The sequence below is a fragment of the Collinsella aerofaciens ATCC 25986 genome, assembly GCF_964237925.1.
In the GTDB taxonomy this organism is placed as follows: domain Bacteria; phylum Actinomycetota; class Coriobacteriia; order Coriobacteriales; family Coriobacteriaceae; genus Collinsella; species Collinsella aerofaciens_BJ.
Genome location: NZ_CAXSKI010000003.1, coordinates 91,232 through 113,694, shown reverse-complemented (window position 1 = coordinate 113,694; position 22,463 = coordinate 91,232). Strand labels below are relative to the sequence as shown.

Genomic DNA, 22,463 nt, shown 5'->3' with positions numbered 1-22,463 from the left:
CATGCCTAAACGTACTGACATCAAGCGCATCCTCGTCATTGGCTCGGGCCCCATCGTTATCGGCCAGGCCTGCGAGTTTGACTACTCCGGCGCCCAGGCCTGCAAGGTGCTCAAGGAGGATGGCTTTGAGGTCATCCTGGTCAACTCCAACCCGGCGACCATCATGACCGACCCGGGTCTTGCCGACCGCACCTATGTCGAGCCCATCACCGCCGAATTTATCGAGCGCGTAATCAAGAAAGAGCACCCGGACGCGCTGCTGCCCACGCTGGGCGGCCAGACCGGTCTGAACGCCGCCGTCGAGCTGGCAAAGGACGGTACGCTCGACAAGTACGGCGTCGAGATGATCGGCTGCGACCTGGCCGCCATCGAGCGCGGCGAGGACCGCAAGCTCTTTAACGAGGCCATGGCCGAGATCGGCCTGGAGGTCGCGCGCTCGGGCTATGCCTACAGCGTGGCAGACGCCGAGGCCATCGCCGAGCGCGTGGGATATCCCTGCGTGCTGCGTCCGAGCTTTACCCTCGGCGGCGCCGGTGGTGGCATCGCGCATACTCACGAGGAGCTCGTCTCCATCGTGAGCCAGGGCCTGGAGCTCTCACCTGCCCACGAGGTGCTGGTTGAGGAGTCCATCGAGGGCTGGAAAGAGTATGAGATGGAGGTCATGCGTGACCACGCCGGCAACGGCATCATCGTGTGCTCCATCGAGAACCTCGACCCCATGGGTGTGCATACCGGCGACTCCATCACCGTGGCGCCGGCGCAAACCCTCTCCGACCTGGAGTATCAGCGCATGCGCGTGGCCTCGCTCGCCATTCTGGAGAAGATCGGCGTCGAGACCGGTGGCTCCAACGTGCAGTTTGCCGTGAACCCCAGCACCGGTCGCTTGATCGTCATCGAGATGAACCCGCGCGTGAGCCGTTCGTCCGCGCTGGCCTCCAAGGCCACGGGTTTCCCCATCGCTAAGGCCGCCGCGCGCCTGGCTGTGGGCTACACGCTCGACGAGATCGTCAACGACATTACCAAGGCAACGCCTGCCTGCTTTGAGCCCACGATTGACTACTGCGTTGTCAAGGTGCCGCGCTTTGCCTTCGAGAAGTTCAAGGGTACCGACCCCACGCTCACCACGCGCATGAAGGCCGTGGGCGAGATCATGGCGATCGGCCGCACCTTTGAGGAGGCCTTTGGCAAGGCCATGCGCTCGCTGGAGGACGGCCACCAGGGCATTTGCGCCGGTGGCAAAGAGGGTGCCGATAAGATGAGCGACGACGAGCTTGCTCAGGCCGTGGCAACCCCGACCGAGCATCGCATCTTCTTTGTGGTCGAGGCCCTGCGCCGTGGCTGGGACATCGTTCGCATCCATGCCATCTGCGGTATCGATCCGTGGTACCTCAACCGTATCAACGATATGGTGCAGGTCCAGGAGAGCATCCGCGGCCTGCGTGTGGAGGATATCGACGCCGACGCGATGCGCCTGCTCAAGCAGTACGGTACGAGCGACGCCGAGATCGCCGCGCTGACCGGCTCGGACGAGCGCTTTGTGCGCGCCTATCGCAAGGGTCTGGGCGTGGTTCCCAGCATGAAGACGGTCGATACCTGCGCTGCGGAGTTCTCGAGTGCCACGGAGTACCATTACAAGACGTACGAGAACATCTACCGCACGAGCCCGGATGCCAAGAAGTGCGTGGCTCCCGACGAGACCACGCCGGCGGACAAGCCCAAGGCGATGATCCTAGGCGCCGGCCCCAACCGAATTGGCCAGGGTATCGAGTTCGATTACTGCTGCGTGCACGCGAGCTACGCGCTGGCGGCCCGCGGCTTCGAGACCATCATGGTCAACTGCAACCCCGAGACCGTTTCGACCGACTACGACACGTCCGACCGCCTTTACTTTGAGCCGCTCACCTACGAGGACGTCATGGACGTTATCGATGTTGAGCGCCCCGACGGCGTCGTGGTGACGCTCGGCGGCCAGACCCCGCTTAAGCTGGCGCGCATGCTCGAGGAAAGCGGCGTGAACATCATGGGCACCAAGCCCGATGCCATCGACTTTGCCGAGGACCGCGAGCGCTTTGCCGCCCTGCTCGACAAGCTGGGCATTATGTATCCGCCGGCGGGCCAGGCAACCTCGTTTGAGGAGGCCGAGGCCGTGGCCGCGCATATCGGCTACCCGCTGCTGGTGCGTCCGAGCTACGTGCTGGGCGGCCGCGGCATGATGATCGCCTACGATGCCGAGCATCTGCGCGATTACATGGCCGAGGCCGCGCGCATTAGCCCCGACTACCCGGTGTATCTGGACCGCTTCTTGGAGGGTGCGATTGAGTCCGATGTCGACGCCCTGTGCGATGGCGAAGAGGTCTACATCGGCGGCATTCTGGAGCATATCGAGGAGGCCGGTATTCACTCCGGCGACTCTGCGACCTGCATCCCGCCGTTCAGCTTTAGCGAGAGCCTGCAGGCAAAGCTTCGCGAGACCACGCGCCGCATCGCGATGGCGCTGGGCGTACGCGGCCTGGTCAATGTGCAGTATGCCATCAAGGGCGAGACCGTCTACGTGATCGAGGCAAACCCGCGCGCGAGCCGCACCGTGCCGTTTATCTCCAAGGCCACCGGCGTGCCGCTGGCCAAGTGCGCGGCGCGTATCATGGCAGGCGATTCCATCGCGAGCCTGGGCCTGCCGAGCGACGAGCGCCAGCTGGACTGGTTCTGCATGAAGGAAGCCGTTATGCCCTGGGGTCGTTTCCCGGGCGCTGACGTTATCCTGGGGCCCGAGATGAAGTCGACGGGCGAGGTCATGGGTATCGCTAAGAGCTATCCCGAGGCATACGCCAAGACGCAGCTGGCGATTGACTACAAGCTGCCCGACCCGAGCGCCGGCAAGGTGTTCATCAGCGTGTGCGACCGTGACAAGCGCCACATCCTTTCGGTCGCGCGTATCCTGCGCTACCTGGGCTTTGATATCTGCTCCACCGAGGGCACGGCGCGCGTGCTGCGCGGCGGCAACGTGACCTGCGAGGTCGTGGAGAAGATTAGCGGCCCGCACGACGGCGAGCGTCCCAACATCGGTGACCTGATCGCCGATGGCAAGATCGCGGTGATCGTCAATACGCCGTACGGTCCGGGCTCGCGTGGCGATGGCTACCTGCTACGTACCGAGGCCGTGCGTCGCGGCGTGACCTGCGTGACGGCGATGTCCGCGGCCAACACGTATGTGAGTGCCATCGAGGCCGTGCGCGAGGACCAGCAGGGTCACGGCAGTGCCAACGACATGGGCATGGACGTCATCGCCCTGCAGGACCTGCCGCAGCACACGGTGTAGTGTGACCTGTCCGGCCGGGGCGGGAGGGGCCGAGATTTCCCCCTTTCGCTCCGGCTGCAAGCAGAGTCGCTCAGGAGGAAACTCGGCCCCTCCCGCCCCGGCCTGCGGTGACTTAGCTGCACCGTGTGCTGCCGAAGGGGCTTTGTGCGTCCGGTGGCAATCAGGGTTCCGGCAACGGTGGGCAGACATCCGGCGGTTCGAACGATGGCGCCCAGGCGGGAAAGCCCGCTGGTGACAAGGCTCAGGGTGGCAAGTCCGCTAACTCACTTGCGAGCACCGGTGATCAAACGGTGGCGACCGTCGCCGCGATCGGCGGCCTGGGTGCCGCGATCGCCGCAATCGGAGTCTTCCTTGCTCGTTTCCGCCGCAAGGAAGACTAGCGCGAGCGATTGACAATCGCACACGTTTCCCAAGAGGGCCGCGGTAACCGTCGCGGCCCTCACTTTACCGGAGCGGTCTGAGGACTCGCGTCTTTCGCTTCGGACTGCTGCGCAGGGTCAATCAGGCGGAGATCTCACCCGTGTCGGGTTTGCGATAGCTTGGCGAATATAATTACGCGAAATCTAGGATTTCTCAAAAACGCGAAGTAGATGATATATTGTACTTCGCGTTTTTCAGTTAATCTTAATTTTGCGAAGTGGATTGCCATGAGACTTATTAATCGACCGTTCTATATGGATAAGCTCTCCAAGGTGGCGGGTTCGCCAGACATCAAGGTGATTACCGGAATCAGGCGATGCGGAAAATCGAAATTGCTTGAGGCGTTTGCCAGCCAACTTCGTTCAAACGACCCCTCGGCCAACGTCATACACGTCAACTTCAATCTACTTGAGTTCGAGCCGTTGGCGGAATACCATGCGCTGCATACATATGTGGAAAAGCATTATATCGAGGGTTGCCGGAATATCGTCATGATCGACGAGGTCCAGATGTGTGAAGGGTTCGAGCGGGCTATCAACAGTCTTCATGCGTCAGAGAAATATGACATTTACATCACGGGGTCGAATGCCTTTCTTCTCTCAAGCGACCTCTCGACGTTGTTCACGGGAAGAACGGTGGAGATCGAGGTCTTTCCGTTTTCACTTGCGGAGTTCTCGGCGTATCACGAGATCACTTCTCCAGCCGAGGCCCTTGCTCGCTATGTCCGCGAGGGAGGAATGCCGGGTTCCTATATCTACCAGGACGAAAGGATGCGTTTCTCATACATCTCGGATGTGCTTGAAACTCTTATCCTGCGCGACATCAGACAAAAATATCGTATACGTAATGCGGAGCAGCTTAAACGTTCCTGCGAGTTCCTGATGGATAACGTCGGAAACATCTCTTCTCTCAAGGGGATGGCGGCTGAGCTGTCACGAGCGAACCTTAAGATAAGCGACAAGACGCTGGCTGTGTATATCGACTACCTGTGTGATGCGTTTGCGTTCTACCGGTTTCGTCGCTTTGACGTCTCAGGAAAGAAATACCTGTCGACGGGAGATAAATACTACCTGGCCGACCACTCGTTTCGCTACGCCGCGCTTGGTACGAAAAAGCTCGATTTTGGCCATGTTTACGAGAATATGGTGGCAATCGAGCTTATGCGCCGCGGATGGGAAGTCTACGTGGGCGTTCTCTACCAAAAGGAAGTAGACTTTGTCGCCATCAGGCGTGACCGCCGTGTCTATATCCAGGTGAGTGACGACATTTCCCAAGAAGCGACGCTTGAGCGTGAGCTTGATCCGCTGCGACGGATTCGAGACGCCTATCCCAAGTGCGTCATCGCCCGAACAGGGCACGAAACGACTGATTGGGATGGCATCAAGGTCGTCGACCTGGCACGATGGCTTATGGGTGAATCAGGCGAGCTGGCCGTCTAGCACGCGATGACGCGGGCTGGAACGAACGAGCGAGGATTCCGTCCCGCGAGGAGGCCAATACGGCCCTCTTCGAGGGACGGAATCCTCGCTCGATCTCTTGGCGGGACATTTTGCTCGGTCGATGATCAACGGTTGGTGGAAAGCGATGCCTCGTCCGTGCCACTATTCCGTGATTGCTGGTATTTTCTGCATGCTAAAATGAATGCATAAAAGACTTTATATTTGGAGGTCTCGATGCCTGCTTTAAAGATGCTCGACAATCTTGTTCCCATCAGCGATTTCAGTCACGGTAAGGGTCCCGCTGCGTTTTCGAGAGTGAGCAACGACAACCCGGTTGTAGTTTTGAAACACAACAAGCCGGCGTTCGTTATCGTGACGCCCGATGAATACCGAGAGGCTAAGCAGGCGGAGGAGGACCTCGCCTTGTTGACGTTGGCCCTTAAGAGGACGGCTGCGACAAGCGATGATGAACTCGTTTCCCTATCTGATGTTATGGCAGAGTTGGGTGTGGGCCAGGACGAACTCGATCAGATGGATGAGGTCGAGTTTGAATGAGCGGGTACGAAGTCGCTTTCTACCCGGATACTCTCAAGGATCTCAAGCGTCTCGATGGTTCCCAGCGAAAACACGTGTTTAAGGCTATAGAAAGAATCAGAACGAACCCATTGCCGCAGAACGAAGGCGGATTCGGCAAGCCTCTTGGAAACAAGGCAGGCACGGATTTGACGGGCTTCATGAAAATCAAGCTCAGGGGAAGTGGCATTCGGATTGTGTACCGCCTCATTAAAATCAAAGGAAAAATGGCCATCGTAGTGGTAGGCGCTCGTGAAGACATGGAAGCGTACCGAACCGCCCAAAGGCGTGCGATTGATTTCGAGAAGTGGGCGGAAGAGGCTCTCTAACTTCATGGGCGAAAACAGGAATGCAGCGATGTGCTTCAGGTGTGCGAGTTTTGAAAGGCTCTGGTGATTCGGAGGTCCGCCAGAGCCTTTTTCTATCTGTGGACATTCCTCTTGGACAGTTAGTTCAGATACGTATTTTTCAGAGGACGTGTGGAGGCCAATTTGGGCACAATTGAGCTATTTTTGATAGTCTGGACCGACAAGGCCGCGCGGGCAATAGCGAGAAAGACCTATTATTAGATCTAAAGCGACTTAAAACCAGTTTGTTAGCGCCAATTAGCACCGCCAAAATATACGTATCTGAACTAACTGTCCACCCTCCAACAACCTCCTATTTCAAATCAAATCAGCCACCGTGCGTCATGGATATTCCCGGTGGGTCGCGGGGTGGCGGCTACGACTTTCCCTCAGGATAATTCGCGAAGCCCGTTTTCCGAGGAAAGGTATTGGTTATGTAATACCAGTTAAACAGTAAAACTATGCTTAAGTGGTATCTGGCTGGAGAACCAATTGGTATGGTTGATTAGACCCACTTCGCCATCTACGTTCATTTTTATACCGCTGGGAGAATTCCAAACTTAATTTGCGCAACTGCTCACGTATGCTGGTTCAACCTTATAGGTGGCTATCTGGTTACTACCAGTTGACCCCTTGGTAACGGGTGGGCCAATTGTACGGAATGTACCGAACACCCCCCCCGTTTGATGCGTTCGCCCATGCTGCGGGGCGCGCGTCCGCGACACTTCCGCATGTCGGAGGGAAGGAGTCCAGGTGCGTAGGAATTCCATTTTTACGAAACGATGGGTGAAGGGAAGCGCAGTCCTCGTTGCCACGGCAGCGACGCTCGTGTTCGCCAGTCCCCAGCAGGCGGTTGCCACGCCACTCAAGGGCGTCGAATCGGCGACCGTGTCTCAGTCTGCCTCGAACGTCGTTGACATCGATTTCGCCGGCGGCATCAAGGGCCGCATTACGTTCCTCGAGGACGGTATTTTCCGTTACAACGTTGATCCCAAGGGTGAGTTTTCCGAGTACGCAACGCCGCGCAGTAAGTCCCACACGGCTAAGATCCAGGCCCAGCCCGATGCCTCGGACACCTACAGCAAGCCGAGTGCGACGGTTGCCGACAAGGGCAACACTATCGAGATCAGCGGTGGAAAGGCGACCGTGATCCTGGACAAGGCGACTGGCAAGATGAGCATCAAGTCGGGCGACCGTGTCGTGGTCTCCGAGTCCGCGTCCCTCGACCTTGATAAGAAGGGCACCGTACAGACGCTCGCCAAGGAGAAGTCCGAGAACTTCTTTGGCGGCGGTACTCAGAACGGCCGCTTCCTGCACACCAACCAGACTATCGCCATCTCCAACACCAACAACTGGACCGATGGCGGCGTTGCTTCGCCCAACCCGTTCTACTGGACGAGTGACGGTTACGGCGTGCTCCGAAACACGTTTGCAGAGGGTTCCTACGACTTCGGTTCCACGGACGCATCAACAGTCACGACTTCGCACAGCGAGAATGAGTTCGACGCCTACTACTTCGTGGCGACCAATGAGGGCGCCTCGAACGTGGCGACCGAGATGCTGCAGGACTACTACAAGGTGACCGGTAATCCGGTACTGCTGCCCGAGTACGGTTTCTACCTGGGTCATCTGAATGCCTATAACCGTGATGGCTGGTCAACGACCTCGGGTCAGAAGAAGTGGGAGACCAAGGGCAGCAAGTCCTCGAGCAAGGAGGGCGACGTTAAGTACGAGTCTGGCATGGCGACGGGCTACAAGCTCGACGGCACGCTTGCGGCCGAGACGCTCAACGGTGAGGGCCCCACGGTCGATACCGAGAACATGAAGGCGACCGATTTCGACCGCCAATTCTCCGCCCAGCGGGTTATCGATGACTACGAGGACAACGACATGCCGCTCGGCTGGTTCCTGCCGAACGACGGATACGGTGCCGGCTATGGCCAGAACGGTTATTACAAGACCGGCGGCGTCAACTCCGACGGAACGAGTTCAGCCGAGCGCCTCAACGCCGTGCGTGCCAACGTCGACAACCTTAAGAAGTTTACCGAGTATGCTAACTCCAAGGGTGTGAGCACGGGTCTGTGGACCCAGTCTAACCTGGAGCCTGACAGCAACTCCGAGACCCCGTGGCATTTGCTTCGCGATTTCGACGCCGAGGTCAAGACGGGCGGCATTACCACCCTCAAGACCGACGTCGCTTGGGTGGGCTCTGGCTACTCCTTTGGCCTCAACGGCATCAAGACGGCCTACGATACGGTGACGACCGGCGCCAACAAGCGCCCCAACATCATCACGCTTGACGGTTGGGCCGGCACGCAGCGCTTTGGCGGCATCTGGACCGGCGATCAGTACGGCGGCAACTGGGAGTACATCCGCTTCCACATCCCCACGTATATCGGTCAGAGCCTCTCGGGCAACCCCAACATCGGCTCCGATATGGACGGCATCTTTGGTGGCAGCCCCATCATCTCCGCGCGCGACTACCAGTGGAAGACGTTCACGCCCTCTATGCTCGACATGGACGGCTGGGGCACCTACCGCAAGTCGCCCATGACGCACGGCGATCCCTACACGGGCATTTCGCGCTTTTACCTCAAGCTCAAGGCGCAACTCATGCCCTATATCTACACGAGCGCGGCCTCGGCGGCCAACATCGACACGGGCAACGGCGATACCGGCCTGCCCATGATCCGCGCCATGCTGCTCTCCGACAACTCCGAGTACGCCGCAAGCACCTCGACGCAGTATCAGTACATGTTCGGTGAGAACTTCCTGGTGGCACCGGTGTATCAGGATACCCAGGCAGATGAGAACGGCAACGACGTTCGCAATGGTATCTACCTTCCCAACTACGGCACCGACGAGAATCCCACCATCTGGATTGACTACTTCTCGGGTAAGCAGTACCGCGGCGGCCAGGTCCTCAACAACTACGATGCTCCGCTTTGGAAGTTGCCGCTCTTTGTAAAGGCCAACGCCATCGTGCCGATGTATGCCGAGAACAACAACCCCGAGGCCGTGACCGAGACTAACACCAAGGGCACCGATCGCAGCCAGCGTATCGTCGAGTTCTTCGCCACCGAGGGTGACGGCACCTTTACGCAGTACGAGGACGACGGCTCCTCCATCCAGAACAACACGACCGAGGACGATGCCTACGGCACGATCGACAACATCTCCTACGGCGAGCACGTGAGCACCGTCTACAGCTCCAAGGCCACGGGCGGCACCGCCACCTTTACCGCCGAGGCTTCGCAGGGTGGCTACAACGGCTACGACTCCAACCGCACCACGACCTTCGTGGCCAACGTGTCCGCCAAGCCTGCGAGCGTCATCGCCAAGAATGGCGGCACTGCGCTCAACGTGACCGAGGTCGACTCACAGGAGGCTTTCGACGCCGCGACCCCCGAGGCTGGCCAAGCGGTCTACTTCTACAACGAAAGCCCCAACCTCAACCACTACGGCAGCGATGCGGACGGCACCGAGGCCGAGAAGGGCGAGAGCTTCAACGACACTAAGATCACCACGAACCCCAAGGTCTACGTCAAGTTTGCGAAGACCGATGTCGCTGCAGCGGAGCAGACGCTCGAGCTGGGCGGTTTCGTGAACGCCGACGCCACGCTCGCGGCCGACCGCCTCAACGAGAACCTCTCCGCACCCGCGAACCTTGCTGCCCCCGAGGACGCCACGACCCCCACGAGCATTAAGCTCACCTGGGGAAAGGTCGATGGTGCTACCTCCTACGACCTTAAGGTCGATGGCACCGTGTTCGCCGTGGGCGATGCAGCGGAATTCACGCATACCGATCTTGCCTACAATAGCAAGCACACCTACCAGATCCGTTCGCGCAACGCCGAGGGCTACTCCCGTTGGAGCGATGTGCTCGCGGCGAACTCCGCACTCGACCCATGGCGGAACGTGCCCGAGGCCGAGAAGATCACCTGGGAGGGCTCGATCTACGGCAGCCATAAGGCCGATCTCGCCTTCGACCATGAGTTCCAGACGAGCGACGGCGGCTTCCACTCCGGCGGCAACGACCTGGGCAAGGCGCTCACCGTCGACTACGGCCGCGCCTACAAGCTCGACAAGCTCGAGTACTATCCGCGTACCGACGCCGGCAACGGCACTGTGACCAAGATGCGCATCGAGACGAGTCTCGACGGTGTCCATTGGACGAGCCAGGAGGTCGATTGGGAGCGCTCCGCCGCCTGCAAAACGGTGACGTTCGACGGCGCCGTGGCCGCACGCTACGTGCGTATGACGCCGCTCGCTTCGGTTGGTAACTTCTTCTCCGCGTCCGAGATCGCCATCTACAAGGCCGATGGTACGGATGGCTTTGCTGTGGGTTCCAACCTCAACAAGGCAACGATCTCCGATGGCGACTATTCCAACATGAAGAATTATCTGGGTCTCGAGAACCGCGAGCCCGATACCTCGACGTTCGACTCGCAGATTCGCGACCACTTTGCCGATCTCAACGGCAACGGGGTCTATGATGTCTACGACTACTCGTTTACCATGGCGGGGCTTGATGGCGGCACCAAGCAGAAAGGCAAGGTCGCCGGCAAGCTCGCGGTGATTCCGAGCAAGACCGAGGTCGATGCCGGCGATGAGATCACCGTCGATGTCTATGCGGCCGACGCCAAGAACGTCAACGCCCTGGGCGCGCTCGTCAACTTTAAGAGTGACCAGTTTGAGTTTGTGTCCGAGAGCATCTCGCAGGATGGTTCGACCGCCGGCATGGAGAACCTGTCGCGCGAGAAGGTCCAGTTCGCGGACGGCACACAGACCATCAATCTCGCCTTTGCCAACCGCGGTGACGGCAAGCTCTACAACGGCACTGGCGCGGTGGCGAGCTTCAAACTCAAGGCCAGGACGGCCGGCAAGGTTGAACTGCCCTCGACGTCTTGGCTCATCGGTCCGGCGTGCGATGCGCTCGAGTTTACGAGTGACGGTACCGTGACGATGCCGGACGTTCCGCAGCCCACGGTTGCCGAGTACGGTCAGGATGCCTTCAACATCACGATGACCAACGACGAGCTCACGACCGACGACGGTTCCAACGTCGAGAAGCTTATTCAGCAGAAGAGCTATAACGCGCTGTTCGATAACGATGAGGGCGACAACGGCTTTGAGTTCCTGTGGAACTGGAGCGGCAACTGGGACAGCGAGGGCAAGCTTCCGAGTTACGTGAAGCTTCCCGCCACGATGACATTTGCCTTTAAGACACCATCGAAGCTCGATGCCGTTGAGGTCATCAACCGCGACGGCGGTAACGGCACCGTGCAGAAGATCAAGGCCGTCGTGACGTTCGAGGATGGCTCGACCCAGGAGTTCGCGGGTGGGGAGTACGATTCCTTCCAGGCTCGCTACGCCTTTGGCCTCTCTGCCGAGAACAAGGGCAAGAAGGCGACTAAGGTCGAGATCACGCCGCTTGAGGCATCGGGTGACCAGATGCTCACACTGCGCGAGATCAACTTCAACTACACGCAGGGTGTCGAGGCCATCGAGGGTATCGAGCTGGGCAAGAACCAGACCGAGTTCTTTGAGGGCGACGTTACGCTCGTCGACGCTAAGGCCACGCCCGAGAGCGCCGGCTACCCCTATGTGACGGTCGAGAGCTCCGACTCCTCTGTGGTGAGCGTCTCCGCTGTTCAGGCCGGCGATAGCGTGAACTACTACTTGCGTGCCAACAAGGCCGGCAAGGCAACGATCACGGTGGCGTCAGTGCTCGACCCCTCCAAGACCGCATCCTATGAGGTCGAGGTCAAGGCTGGTGTCGACACCTCTGCGCTCATGGCGGCGCTTTCCAAGGCCGCGGGCTACAGCGAGTCCGTCTACACCAAGGATTCTTATGCAGCTCTCACCGCTGCGGTCGAGGCGGCTCAGAAGCTTCTCGACGGCGGCCAGGGCAGCTATAGCAAGAAGGATGTCGCAGACGCTACGACCAAGATCGAAAAGGCAATCGACGGCCTCAAGATGCGCCCCGTTGATGAGAAGAAGCTCATCAACACGCCCGAGAACCGCGAGAACGTCAAGGTGACCGGCTTCTCGAGCGAGGCCGACTATGAGGGCAGCAACGCCGTCAACGCTCTTGACGGCGATGAGCAGACGCTCTGGCACAGCGACTATGCTTATAAGGCCGGTATGCCCCAGCACCTGACCGTCGACCTGGGCCGCGACTACGATCTCACCGACGTCACGTTCCTGCCGCGCCAGGACGGCGGCACGAACGGCGATATCTTTGAGGCCGAGGTGCTGGTCTCCGACACCGCCGACGGTTATGAGATGGGCACCGCCGCGTCGATGGGTACGTTTACCTTCGACAACGACGGCCGCGTGCTCACCGACCGTGGCGACTGGAAGCAGATGAGCTTTGGTGCCGCGCGCGGTCGCTACGTGACCGTCAAGGTGCTCCACGCCGGCGGTGGCAGCGTTGACGCCTACTGCAGCATGGCGGAACTCAAGTTCTACGGTGCGGCCGTTCCCGATCCGGTGGCGAAGGACGACCTCACTGCCGCGATTGAAAAGGTTGATGCCGAGGTTGCAGCCGGCGACCTTAAGGCCAGTGACTACACCGAGGCTTCCTGGACCGCGTTCCAGAACGCCTTGGCGAGCGCCCGCGCCATCCTGAGCGACGAGAACGCCACGCAGGACGAGGTCGACCAGGCACTCAAGGCGCTCGAGGATGCCCGTGACGCGCTCGAGAAGACCCCGGTGACCCCGGTCGAGAACCCGACCAAGAAGCAACTCAAGGCCCTGGTCAAGCAGGCGAAGGAGACTGACACCAAGGGAAAGACGGCCGAGTCTGTCAAGGCCCTGACGGATGCCATTACCTACGCCGAGGATGTCTTGGGTGATGAGAATGCTTCCGACGCCCAGCTCCAGGCGGCCTATGACCAGCTCAAACTGGCCATTGAGGGCCTTAAGGATGCCGACTCCGGCAACCAGGGCGGCTCGGGCAACACCGGCGGCTCGGGCAACCAGGGTTCCGGCAACGGCTCGAACGGCGGCGGCCAGGCGGGCAAGCCCGCAGGCGACAAGGCCCAGGGCGGCAAGAAGAACGGTTCGGCGATCCCCGTTACTGGCGATCAAACGGCGGCAACTGTCGCGACTGTCGGTGGCCTTGGAGCCATCATCGCTGCGATCGGTGCCTTCTTCCACCGTCGCAATAAGGCTGAGTAGTCCCAGCGACAACTAAGCAAACGTGCCCGCCGTCCCACCCAAGGACGGTGGGCACGCTTTTTTATTTCAGCTAACGTACGTCATGGCAATCCCCGGTAGGTCGAGGGGTGCTTTGCGGGCGGGCCAGGCTTTATCTGAACGACTTTGCGAAGCAACCGGAGTGAAGATAAAGCCTGCCCCGTCCGCAAAGCACCACGCAGACCGCAGGGACGGGAGCGGCTATACTACTCTCAGTAGTTAAGGGTCGCGGATCCGCCGCGTCACCGCTCTCAACAGGAGGTCTTTGTTTATGGCAGATCAGAAGCCGGTTGTCGGGATCATCATGGGCTCCAAGTCCGATCTGGGCGTTATGGAAGGTTGCACCGCCGAGCTCGAGGCGCTGGGCGTGCCCTATGAGCTCGTCATTGCAAGCGCGCACCGCACGCCGGCGAAGGTCCATGAGTGGGCCTCGACTGCTGCCGACCGCGGTATCAAGGTGATTATCGCTGCCGCTGGCAAGGCTGCTCACCTGGGCGGTGTCGTGGCTGCGTTTACGCCGCTGCCGGTTATCGGCGTGCCTATGAAGACGAGCGATCTGGGTGGTATGGACTCACTGCTGTCGATGGTTCAGATGCCTTCGGGCGTGCCCGTTGCCTGTGTGGCCATCAACGGTGCCAAGAACGCTGCCATTTACGCCACGCAGATTCTGGGCGCATGCGACCCCGAGTACCGCAAGGTTATCGAGAAGATGAAGCAGGAGATGGCTGACGCCTAAGCGCTCTGCCAGTCCATTTGCAGCATAAGGAGAGCCATGTCCGACTATCAGGGAAAGCGTTTTTCGGCTTCTCGGATTCCCGATCCAGCCAAGTCGGGAGCAGCCCGCGCGCCGCAGCAGGGTCGGACATCCTCTCCTCAGCAGTCACGTGCGCCGCGCCCCGTGACGCCGGCGAAGCATCGCCGTCAGGATACACCTGCTGCATATCGCCCTTCGTCATACAGTACGGCCAAGAAGTCACCTCGCTCTTCGGCGCATGCCGCGCCATCGAGCTATACCGAGCCGCCGCGCAAAAATCGCCGCTCCGTCATTCCCATTCTGCTCATCATCATCGGTATTGGCCTGATCGTTGCTGCGGCCGCTATCTTTATCAACGCGCAGATTGGCTACAAGCAGGCGAGCGAGTCGTATCAAAAGATCGAAAAACAATATGTGAGCGACAAGGACGCCAGCGGCGTGCCGATTATCGACTTTGATGCACTTGCCCAGACGAATCCCGAGGTTGTGGGTTGGATTTATGCGCCCGGCACCAACATCAACTATCCCGTCGTGCAGACCAACAACAACTCCAAATACCTCAACACGCTGTTTGACGGTACGGCCAATGCATCTGGGGCCATTTTCCTGGATAGCGACGACACCGCGCCGGGCATGGTGGATCAGCAGACCACGATCTACGGCCACCATATGAACGATGGGTCGATGTTCAACGTGATTTCGGACACCACCGACCAAGCGACGTTCGATAGCATCGAGTACGTGTATTACATCACACGCGATGCGACGTATAAGCTGCGTCCGCTGGCGACCAAGGTGGTCGAGGACACGTATGCCAAGGCGCGCACGCCCAACTTTGAGGGCGATGACGGACTGAAGAATTACTTGTCCGAGATGCTCGACGGTGCCTCTGCCGTGGCGAGCGATGCCACTGATCGCGCCGCTTCGGCAACCAAGGTCGTAACGCTTGTGACCTGCCGTTCGCTGTCATTTAGCAATACGCGCGCAGTCATGGTGCTCACGCCGGTCGAGGAATAAAGTGTCCGGGAGCCCTGTCCCAAAAAGACTACCCTGGAAATCAAAAGGAGAAATGATGCTTGAAAGCGGCAAATCGATGCCTTCGGTTGATGCTTGGCTGCGCGAAGCCAAGGCCGATGTTTCGGCGGCTGATTGCGGGATGTACCTGACACACAACGGCGTGGTGCGTGCGACGCCTAAGTCCGAGGTGCGTGGGGTCGAGACAGATGGTGTGGCGCCTGGACATAAGGTAGGCGGCATGGTGTTTGGCTTCGATGCCGATAAGGTGCAGGCCGCTATCGAGGCGACGCGCACGATGCCGGGTATCGGCTATGTGCGCGTGTGGCTGGCGAGCGGCGAGCTTACCGTGGGCGACGACATCATGCTCGTGCTCATTGGCGGAGACATTCGCCCGCATGTGGTCGATGCGCTGCAGTCGCTCGTCGGCACCATCAAGAACGAGTGCGTGAGCGAGGTCGAGCGCGAGGCGTAAGGCCTCGTCGGCAATCCGAGTCTGTCTATAGCGAAAGCCCGCCGGCAGTTCATGTAGATCTGCCAGCGGGCTTTGATGTGTTGGAGCTATTTTGCTCTGGCGTTTGCTACACGCGTGTGGCGTCCTTGGGGCTCATGGTCATACTCTGAAAACGGTTCTCCATATATTCGTTATCGAAATGCTTGTCATAGAACTGTGCGACGGGAATATTTCGAACGGTTCCGTTGACGCGCTGATACCAATAGTCGAGCGATTGCAACGTCATGACGCCGTCGATCAACATGACGGCGGTCAGGATGACGGTAGCAGAGTAGCGGCGTTTCCATGGAATCATATTGATGAGCTTAAGCAGGCGCGGCAGCAAGACCTTGATCCAGATGAGGCCACCCAGGCCCCACATGCAGGCAAACGGCGTGCATGTGCGTCCCCCGGTCAATACCGCGATGGGATCGGGCATGCCGAATAGCCTAATGTGTGAATAGCTCCACGACACCACGCCAAATGAGGTCTGCATAAACCAGCCTACAAACACCTCGAAAGCGCCGCCGATCAGGGCACTTACCAGGAAAATGATCAGAGGATTCTTTTTATAGAAGCGGTTGAGCGCCATGGTCATGAGCACCGCGCCAAATCCGTAGATGGGGCTAAAGGGGCCAAATAGCATCCCGGCACGGTCCTGATAGACGCCGGGATCGACGACGACCATATGCCAGACTTCCTCGAGAATGAGACCTAACACGCTGCAGACGAAGAATACCCAGAACAGGTTGAAGTAGTTGAGCTTGATGTAGCCCTCGCCGGTTTCGTCGCGGCCGAGCATCCCCTCGGCGGCGGCATCGCGGTCGAGCATCTCTTGCAGACGGCGCTGCAGTTCGCGCTCCTGGCGTAGCGTGGGGTCGACGGTGGCCGACAGCGCAATGAGGATGACAAGCTGGACGGCGGGGCGCAGCAGGAAGGGTCCGATGCCCTGGAGCATCACGTCAACTAAAAGCTCCACGACGGTAAATGCGATGAGGACGTAAGACAGGCGGGCGGCATTGCGCCGCTGGTCCTTGATGAGGTCCAGGCCAAAGACGATCAAGATGATCGCGCTTGCCGCCGAGAGCATAATGCCGGCGACGATAAGGCCAACCGCGACTAGGGTGTTATCACCGAGCTTAGCGGCGACGTTGCCGTTAATGAGTGCGGTGATGACCTGCCACATAAAGACGGCGACTGACGGGAGCGTGCCCACGCCAGATAGGGTGCACAGGACTGCGTAGACCTTGATGATAAGGGGGATCTTCTTGGCCTCCGTGGTGCTGGGGACACTGGGGTCGAGTTGATTTCGATCCATACGCTACCTTTCTCGTCTTGTAGTAGCCTACAAGGATACGCCGACGACCAGCTAAAAGACAGGACGAACGTCCCAATTGCAACAATGTAGCCCCTAGCGCGGGCGAGACACGGCGCACGGGAAGTCTTCGAGGCCGTTGCCCCTGAGAGTGGACTACCCAATAAAATGTTTGGTCGCAAAACGGATAATAAGCTCGGTGGGCTTTTAAAAAGCGCTGCTCATGCGCGGGGGAGCGCGTCGCGCCGTGCGTATAATAAGGCGGGTAACGCCAAAATACGAGGCTCTGAGGGGATGCCATGTCTCAAGAAACCATCCGCGCGGCCGAGCGTGCCGCGGGACAGGTGAACGCCATGTCGACGTATGATCCGGACTCTGACCAGCTGCATGAGGAATGCGGCGTTTTTGGTGTCTGGGCGCCCGATCGCGACGTGGCTCGACTGACGTACTTTGGCCTGCGTGCACTGCAGCATCGCGGCCAAGAATCGGCGGGAATCGCCGTTGGTGACGGCGGTACGGTTATGGTCCGCAAGGATCTGGGCCTGCTCGACCGCGTGTTCTCCAATGCCGACTTGTCGACGCTCTCCGGTCAGCTGGCCGTGGGTCATGTGCGCTACGGCACCGCCGGCGCCAAGAGCTGGGAAGCCTCTCAGCCGCACCTCTCTACCATCAATAGCGTCATTATCGCGCTCGCGCACAACGGCACCCTCGTCAACACCGACGAGCTGCGTCGCCAGCTGATCGAGCTGGGCGTACCGTTCCTCTCCAACTCGGATTCCGAGGTCGCGACCAAACTCATCGGCTACTTTACTCAGCGTACTGGCCATCTGCGCGAGGGCATTCGCAAGACCATGGAGCTCGTGCGCGGCGGCTACGCCATGACGCTCATCAACGAGCAGGCGCTCTACGCATTCCGCGATCCGCACGGCATTCGCCCGCTCGTGCTGGGCAAGCTGGTGGATGAGGGCCTGGACCAGGCCGATGCCGCAGCCGTTTCGCAGCTGCCGTCGCAGGACGGCGCCGCGACGGTCGACGCCACCACCCATGTCACGCGCGCCGGCGGCTGGGTCGTTGCCTCCGAGACCTGCGCGCTCGATATCGTGGGCGCCGAGTACGTCCGCGACGTCCGTCCCGGTGAGATTTTGCGCATCAGCGCCGAGGGCCTTGTGTCCGAGCAGGGCGTGCCTGCCGCCGAAGAGCCTGCTAACTGCATTTTTGAGCAGGTCTACTTTGCTCGCCCCGATTCCATCATGAACGGCAAGAGCGTCTACGCCTGCCGTTATGACATGGGTCGTCAGCTGGCACATGAGGAGCCCGTCGAGGCCGACCTGGTCATCGGCGTGCCCGACTCCGGCCTGCCGCCCGCGGAGGGCTATTCGCACGAGAGTGGCATTCCCTTTGGCGAGGGCCTCATCAAGAACCGCTATGTGGGCCGTACGTTTATCGAGCCTACGCAGGAGCTGCGTGCCATGGGCGTGCGTATGAAGCTCAACCCGCTGCGTGACAACATCGAGGGCAAGCGCCTGGTCGTCATCGACGACTCCATCGTGCGCGGCACCACCATGGTGCAGCTCGTCAAGATGCTGCGCAACGCCGGCGCCAAGGAGATTCATATCCGCATCAACTCGCCCGAGGTCATCTGGCCGTGCTTCTACGGCATCGATACCGACGTGCAGTCGCAGCTTATCAGCGCCAACAAGACGGTCGACGAGATTTGCGAGTATATCGGCGCCGATTCGCTGGCCTTCCTTTCGGTCGAGGGCCTGCTTAAGGTCATGCCCAAGGGCGGTTACTGCGATGCGTGCTTTACCGGCCGCTACCCCGTGGCGATTCCCGAGAGCTTTGGCCGCGACAAGTTCATGGAGGGCTTTAAGCCCCGCAACCTGGACAAGCCGCTGCACTTTGATGACGACGCCGTGGTCGAGAAATACGACGATCGCAGCTGGGAAGAGGAACACGGCGAGGCCTAAAACCTGCCAAAAAGGGACAGGTTTATTTTGGTAGGTTTTACCTGCTGTTTTGTTGATATGACGGCGCGCGTTGTTATGGCGCGCGCCGAAATGAACGCAACTATGAGCACCGTTTGGCGCCCGGGCGGCGCCACGGTAGTGGGAGAGGAAGGCTCAGATGAGCGACAGCAAGCATGTGACGTATGAGGATGCCGGCGTCGATACCGCCGAGGGCGGCCGCGCCGTTGACGCTATTAAGCAGATGGTTAAGGACACCAACCGTCCCGAGGTCATCGGCGGCATCGGTGGCTTTGGTGGCCTGTTCTCGGCTGCCGCGCTTAAGGATATGGAAGACCCGATTCTGATTAGCGGTACCGACGGCGTGGGCACCAAGCTCGTGCTCGCCCAGATCATGGACCGTCACGAGACGGTGGGCCAGGACCTGGTTGCTATGTGCGTCAACGACATTCTGGCTTCGGGTGCCGAGCCGCTGTTCTTCCTGGACTACGTTGCCATCGGCCACATCGAGGCCGAGCACATGGCAAAGATCATCAAGGGTGTGGCCGACGGCTGCAAGCTCGCGGGCTGCGCGCTCGTGGGCGGCGAGATGGCCGAGCACCCCGGCGTCATGGCTCCTGCCGACTACGACCTTGCCGGATTTACCGTGGGCGTCGTCGACCGTCCCAAGATGCTCGACCCCGCGAATGTCCGTCCCGGCGACGTGATCCTGGGCCTGCCTTCCACCGGCGTGCACTCCAACGGCTACTCGCTCGTGCGTAAGGTCATTGGCGTCGACGGTATTAAGCCGGGCACGCCCGAGGCCGCCGCTAAGGCCGAGGAGCTGAGCCGTCCGCTCGAGGAACTCGGCGGCGCATCGCTGGCAGACGCCCTGTTGGCCCCCACGCGCATCTATGTCAAGCCGATTCTGGAGCTGCTGCGCGGTGGCGCTCCGGTGCACGCCATCGCCCATATCACTGGCGGCGGTATTACCGAGAACCTCAACCGCGCGCTCGCCGACGACGTCGACGCCGTGGTCACCCGCAACGGCGCCGAGATGGGTTGGGACGTTCCGCCCGTCATCACCTACGTGTCGCGCCAGGCCGAGCTCGCGCCCAACGAGGCATGCAAGACCTTCAACATGGGCGTTGGCCTGTGCCTGATCGTCGCCCCCGAGGACGAGGCTGCCGTGACCGAGGCCCTGGTCGCGCTGGGAGAGAAGCCGTTCCGCGTGGGCGAGTGCGTCGAGGGCTCCGGTAAGGTCGTGTACTCCGATGAGCGCTAACGAGCAGATGGCTGCTGCCGCGAGCCTGGGCTTTGTGCCCTACACCCGTCCGACCGGCACCGATACGGCCGAGCCGCTCAAGATCGGTGTGCTCATCAGCGGTTCGGGTACCAACCTGCAGGCGCTGATCGACCTGATCGCCGCCGGCAAGCTCAACGCTTCGATTGAGCTTGTGGTGTCGAGCCGTCCTTCGGCTAAGGGTTTGCAGCGCGCTGAGCGCGCGGGCATCCAGACGCTCACGCTGTCCAAGGATGTCTATGCCGACCCCATCGCCGCCGACGAGATCATCGCGCACGAGCTGCTCGAGCGCGGCTGCGAATATGTGGTCATGGCCGGTTACATGCGCATGGTGCACACGCCGCTGCTGGCGGCGTTTCCCAACCGCGTGGTCAACTTGCATCCGGCACTGCTGCCGAGCTTTACCGGCGCGCATGCGATCGACGATGCCTTTGCGCGCGGCGTCAAGGTAACCGGTGTGACCGTGCACTTTGCCAACGAGATCTACGACAACGGCCCCATCATCGCCCAGCGCGCGCTGGCTGTCGAGGAAGGTTGGGATGTCGACACGCTCGAGGAGCACATCCACGCGATTGAGCACGTGCTGTATCCCGAGGTCGTGCAAATGCTCGCCGACGGCCGCGTCCACGTGCTGGAGAGCGGCAAGGTCGCAATTGATGCGGCGCGTTAGTTCGTGTAAAAGGGTCGCCTAGGTTTCGTTGAGGCGTAAACAATCAGAATAGCCGATTGGGGCATATGGAATCACGTGTGACCCAATCGGCTTTTACTATCTCTTTGATTTCGGGCTCCTGATAACGTGACGGGTGGTCTCGAAAAATGAGGGCGGTTGGCTGCGCGCATGATATGGATATCAGCGGCGATATCTCCATCTCGATAAATAAAGATGGCTTCAAGTTGAGCATCGGTTCGGACTTCGAGGTGCGGCCCTGTTCAGCGAAAATTCTTACACTAACACTCATGCCGTGAGCTAGGATAACTAGCCGGTATAGGGTCACTTGAGCGGGTATGCGTCTGTTCAAGCGGCCTATTGGCTTGCTTAAGAAATAGTTAAACTACGTAGCGTACAGCGCGTGAGTGACTTACGACTCAGCGAAACTAAAGGGAATCGGAGAAGAAGGCCCATGTTTTGCCCCAAATGCGGTAGCAAAATAAGCGACGATGCGCGATTCTGTACCGAATGCGGCCTGCCCTTGGGCGGGCTCTCGGGCAAGACTGCGGCCGAGGAGGGGCCCAAGGCCGAGCCGTCGGAGCGAGAATCATCGTCCGCTGAAGTCATATTGGAACCCACAGATACCGAAACGGACTCTGCGATAGGATCCGCGAATGCCGGGTCCACAGCAGAACCGAGTCTCGAACCGGTCTCGAAGACTGCGAGTAGCGGTCACTCCCAGATGTACAACTTCTTTATGCAACGCTGTCAGGTCGGTAACCGCCTAGTGCCGCAGTTCGCTATCATGATCGCCGCATTTATCGCCGCGGCAGGCATCGCTTACGCTGCTTTCATGCTCTACAAGAACGTCATCGAGCCCAATCTCCAGCAGCAATCCGTGCAGCAGGAGCAAACGACCGAAAGGCCCAAGAAGGACGAGAGAGCGGCCGAAGAAGTTGTCTATACGTTGGAGGCAAAATCATTGACGGTGTCTGCTCCGGTCGACCCTATGTTAAATCGGGGCGAGCGGACTGACATGGAATGGTCCTATCCGCAACTTAAGAGCTCCGCCAAAGACGACATCACAGACAAAATTAACAAGGCGATTCTCGAGCCACTTCAAATTGATGCGGAGCGAACGAATCGAGCATCAGATAATGAGCAATCAAATGCTGGGTTGTACCCCGACGGCGAATTTCCCTGCATATCGAGAAACGTGACGGTTACGTACATGGATGAGAACTATTTTTGTATCCGTGACGAGCGCTATTCGACGGGATGGGGCCCGCATGGCGACACGGTTGTGACTGGTGTTATTTTTGATTTGCATACGGGTGATACTGTTAGTCCTCAGGACATGTTTGGCATTGATACCGAGGATCTTGCCAGTTCTATGAGTTCGGCAGTTTGGCCGTATCTTACGGAAATAGGCAGAGAGTATCCGTCTGACTACAACTCTATGCTCATGCGGAGCAATTCTTCAGACTATTCAATCAAGGGTTCAACATGCTTGTATGTGACATCCAAGGGGCTGGTGTATCGCACCGAAGACTATGAGCTCGGTACTTTTGCGGACGGCAATTGCGAGATTTTGGTTGCGTCCTGGGATGATGAGTCTCAAGTTGGGTCCGAAGTAACCCCTGATGAGGTCAAGGACGGTACAACGGTGAAAGTCGATAAGGAGGACTAAC

The 22,463-nt window shown here is 59.5% G+C and carries 14 protein-coding genes and 1 pseudogene; 14 read left to right on the top strand and 1 reads right to left on the bottom strand.

Translation table 11 applies throughout. The features are described 5' to 3' along the window. The first annotated feature begins 1 nt into the window (after position 1). The 9 genes from carB (at position 2) to ACESWY_RS02365 (ending at position 15,541) form a co-directional block, all read left to right on the top strand. The gene (gene carB / locus ACESWY_RS02405) at positions 2-3,316 is read left to right on the top strand and encodes a carbamoyl-phosphate synthase large subunit (protein ID WP_373092664.1); all 3,315 of its coding nucleotides are present in this window, start codon (positions 2-4) and stop codon (positions 3,314-3,316) included. A gap of 125 nt (positions 3,317-3,441) precedes the next feature. Next, the gene (locus tag ACESWY_RS02400; RefSeq protein ID WP_373092666.1) at positions 3,442-3,696 is read left to right on the top strand and encodes an LPXTG cell wall anchor domain-containing protein; all 255 of its coding nucleotides are present in this window, start codon (positions 3,442-3,444) and stop codon (positions 3,694-3,696) included. Positions 3,697-3,990: 294 nt separating this feature from the next. Next, positions 3,991-5,175, top strand: coding sequence for an ATP-binding protein (locus ACESWY_RS02395; RefSeq protein WP_347494078.1), 1,185 nt, complete (start codon positions 3,991-3,993; stop codon positions 5,173-5,175). Between the two features lie 234 nt (positions 5,176-5,409). Further along, on the top strand, positions 5,410-5,730 hold the full coding sequence (locus tag ACESWY_RS02390; protein ID WP_138374289.1) for a type II toxin-antitoxin system prevent-host-death family antitoxin: 321 nt from the start codon (positions 5,410-5,412) through the stop codon (positions 5,728-5,730). Then, positions 5,727-6,077 carry a type II toxin-antitoxin system RelE family toxin gene (locus ACESWY_RS02385; RefSeq protein ID WP_138374290.1) on the top strand — a complete coding sequence of 117 codons (351 nt, stop codon included), beginning with the start codon at positions 5,727-5,729 and terminating at the stop codon, positions 6,075-6,077. Before ACESWY_RS02390 ends, ACESWY_RS02385 begins: the two co-directional genes overlap by 4 nt. Before the next feature lie 771 nt (positions 6,078-6,848). After that, positions 6,849-13,280 carry a discoidin domain-containing protein gene (locus ACESWY_RS02380; protein WP_373092669.1) on the top strand — a complete coding sequence of 2,144 codons (6,432 nt, stop codon included), beginning with the start codon at positions 6,849-6,851 and terminating at the stop codon, positions 13,278-13,280. Positions 13,281-13,569: 289 nt separating this feature from the next. Next, positions 13,570-14,034, top strand: coding sequence for a 5-(carboxyamino)imidazole ribonucleotide mutase (gene purE / locus ACESWY_RS02375; protein WP_006235810.1), 465 nt, complete (start codon positions 13,570-13,572; stop codon positions 14,032-14,034). Positions 14,035-14,070: 36 nt separating this feature from the next. After that, positions 14,071-15,069, top strand: a complete 999-nt coding sequence (locus tag ACESWY_RS02370; RefSeq protein WP_373092672.1) for a class B sortase — start codon at positions 14,071-14,073, stop codon at positions 15,067-15,069. Between the two features lie 55 nt (positions 15,070-15,124). Beyond that, positions 15,125-15,541, top strand: coding sequence for a molybdenum cofactor biosynthesis protein MoaE (locus ACESWY_RS02365; RefSeq protein ID WP_373202137.1), 417 nt, complete (start codon positions 15,125-15,127; stop codon positions 15,539-15,541). A gap of 106 nt (positions 15,542-15,647) precedes the next feature. Here ACESWY_RS02365 and ACESWY_RS02360 read toward each other — a convergent pair whose 3' ends face one another. Next, positions 15,648-16,877 (bottom strand): putative ABC transporter permease, encoded by a 1,230-nt coding sequence (locus ACESWY_RS02360; protein ID WP_148331752.1) that lies wholly within the window; start codon positions 16,875-16,877, stop codon positions 15,648-15,650. A gap of 296 nt (positions 16,878-17,173) precedes the next feature. Between ACESWY_RS02360 and ACESWY_RS02355 the strand changes: the two genes are divergently transcribed. From ACESWY_RS02355 to ACESWY_RS02335, 5 genes and pseudogenes are all read left to right on the top strand, one after another. Continuing rightward, a complete protein-coding gene (locus ACESWY_RS02355) occupies positions 17,174-18,844 on the top strand; it encodes an amidophosphoribosyltransferase (RefSeq protein ID WP_373092677.1) in 1,671 nt (556 codons plus the stop codon). A 157-nt stretch (positions 18,845-19,001) separates the two neighbouring features. Then, a complete protein-coding gene (gene purM / locus ACESWY_RS02350; RefSeq protein ID WP_117655823.1) occupies positions 19,002-20,105 on the top strand; it encodes a phosphoribosylformylglycinamidine cyclo-ligase in 1,104 nt (367 codons plus the stop codon). Further along, positions 20,095-20,793: a phosphoribosylglycinamide formyltransferase gene (gene purN / locus ACESWY_RS02345; RefSeq protein ID WP_373092680.1), complete on the top strand. Its 699-nt coding sequence runs from the start codon at positions 20,095-20,097 to the stop codon at positions 20,791-20,793. Before purM ends, purN begins: the two co-directional genes overlap by 11 nt. A gap of 451 nt (positions 20,794-21,244) precedes the next feature. Then, a pseudogene (locus ACESWY_RS02340) lies at positions 21,245-21,310 on the top strand (zinc-ribbon domain-containing protein); the annotation flags it as partial. Positions 21,311-21,514: 204 nt separating this feature from the next. Beyond that, positions 21,515-22,462, top strand: a complete 948-nt coding sequence (locus tag ACESWY_RS02335; protein WP_373092785.1) for a polysaccharide deacetylase family protein — start codon at positions 21,515-21,517, stop codon at positions 22,460-22,462. The last annotated feature ends 1 nt before the right edge of the window (position 22,463 follow it).

Bases quoted from the DNA above. Each gene is read 5' to 3' on its own strand.
- ACESWY_RS02335 (WP_373092785.1), top strand. From the start codon at position 21,515: ATGTACAACTTCTTTATGCAACGCTGTCAGGTCGGTAACCGCCTAGTG.
- purM (WP_117655823.1), top strand. From the start codon at position 19,002: ATGAGCGACAGCAAGCATGTGACGTATGAGGATGCCGGCGTCGATACC.
- ACESWY_RS02385 (WP_138374290.1), top strand. From the start codon at position 5,727: ATGAGCGGGTACGAAGTCGCTTTCTACCCGGATACTCTCAAGGATCTC.
- ACESWY_RS02395 (WP_347494078.1), top strand. From the start codon at position 3,991: ATGGATAAGCTCTCCAAGGTGGCGGGTTCGCCAGACATCAAGGTGATT.
- carB (WP_373092664.1), top strand. From the start codon at position 2: ATGCCTAAACGTACTGACATCAAGCGCATCCTCGTCATTGGCTCGGGC.
- ACESWY_RS02390 (WP_138374289.1), top strand. From the start codon at position 5,410: ATGCCTGCTTTAAAGATGCTCGACAATCTTGTTCCCATCAGCGATTTC.
- ACESWY_RS02355 (WP_373092677.1), top strand. From the start codon at position 17,174: ATGTCTCAAGAAACCATCCGCGCGGCCGAGCGTGCCGCGGGACAGGTG.
- ACESWY_RS02360 (WP_148331752.1), bottom strand. From the start codon at position 16,877: ATGGATCGAAATCAACTCGACCCCAGTGTCCCCAGCACCACGGAGGCC.
- ACESWY_RS02370 (WP_373092672.1), top strand. From the start codon at position 14,071: ATGTCCGACTATCAGGGAAAGCGTTTTTCGGCTTCTCGGATTCCCGAT.
- purE (WP_006235810.1), top strand. From the start codon at position 13,570: ATGGCAGATCAGAAGCCGGTTGTCGGGATCATCATGGGCTCCAAGTCC.
- purN (WP_373092680.1), top strand. From the start codon at position 20,095: ATGAGCGCTAACGAGCAGATGGCTGCTGCCGCGAGCCTGGGCTTTGTG.
- ACESWY_RS02365 (WP_373202137.1), top strand. From the start codon at position 15,125: ATGCTTGAAAGCGGCAAATCGATGCCTTCGGTTGATGCTTGGCTGCGC.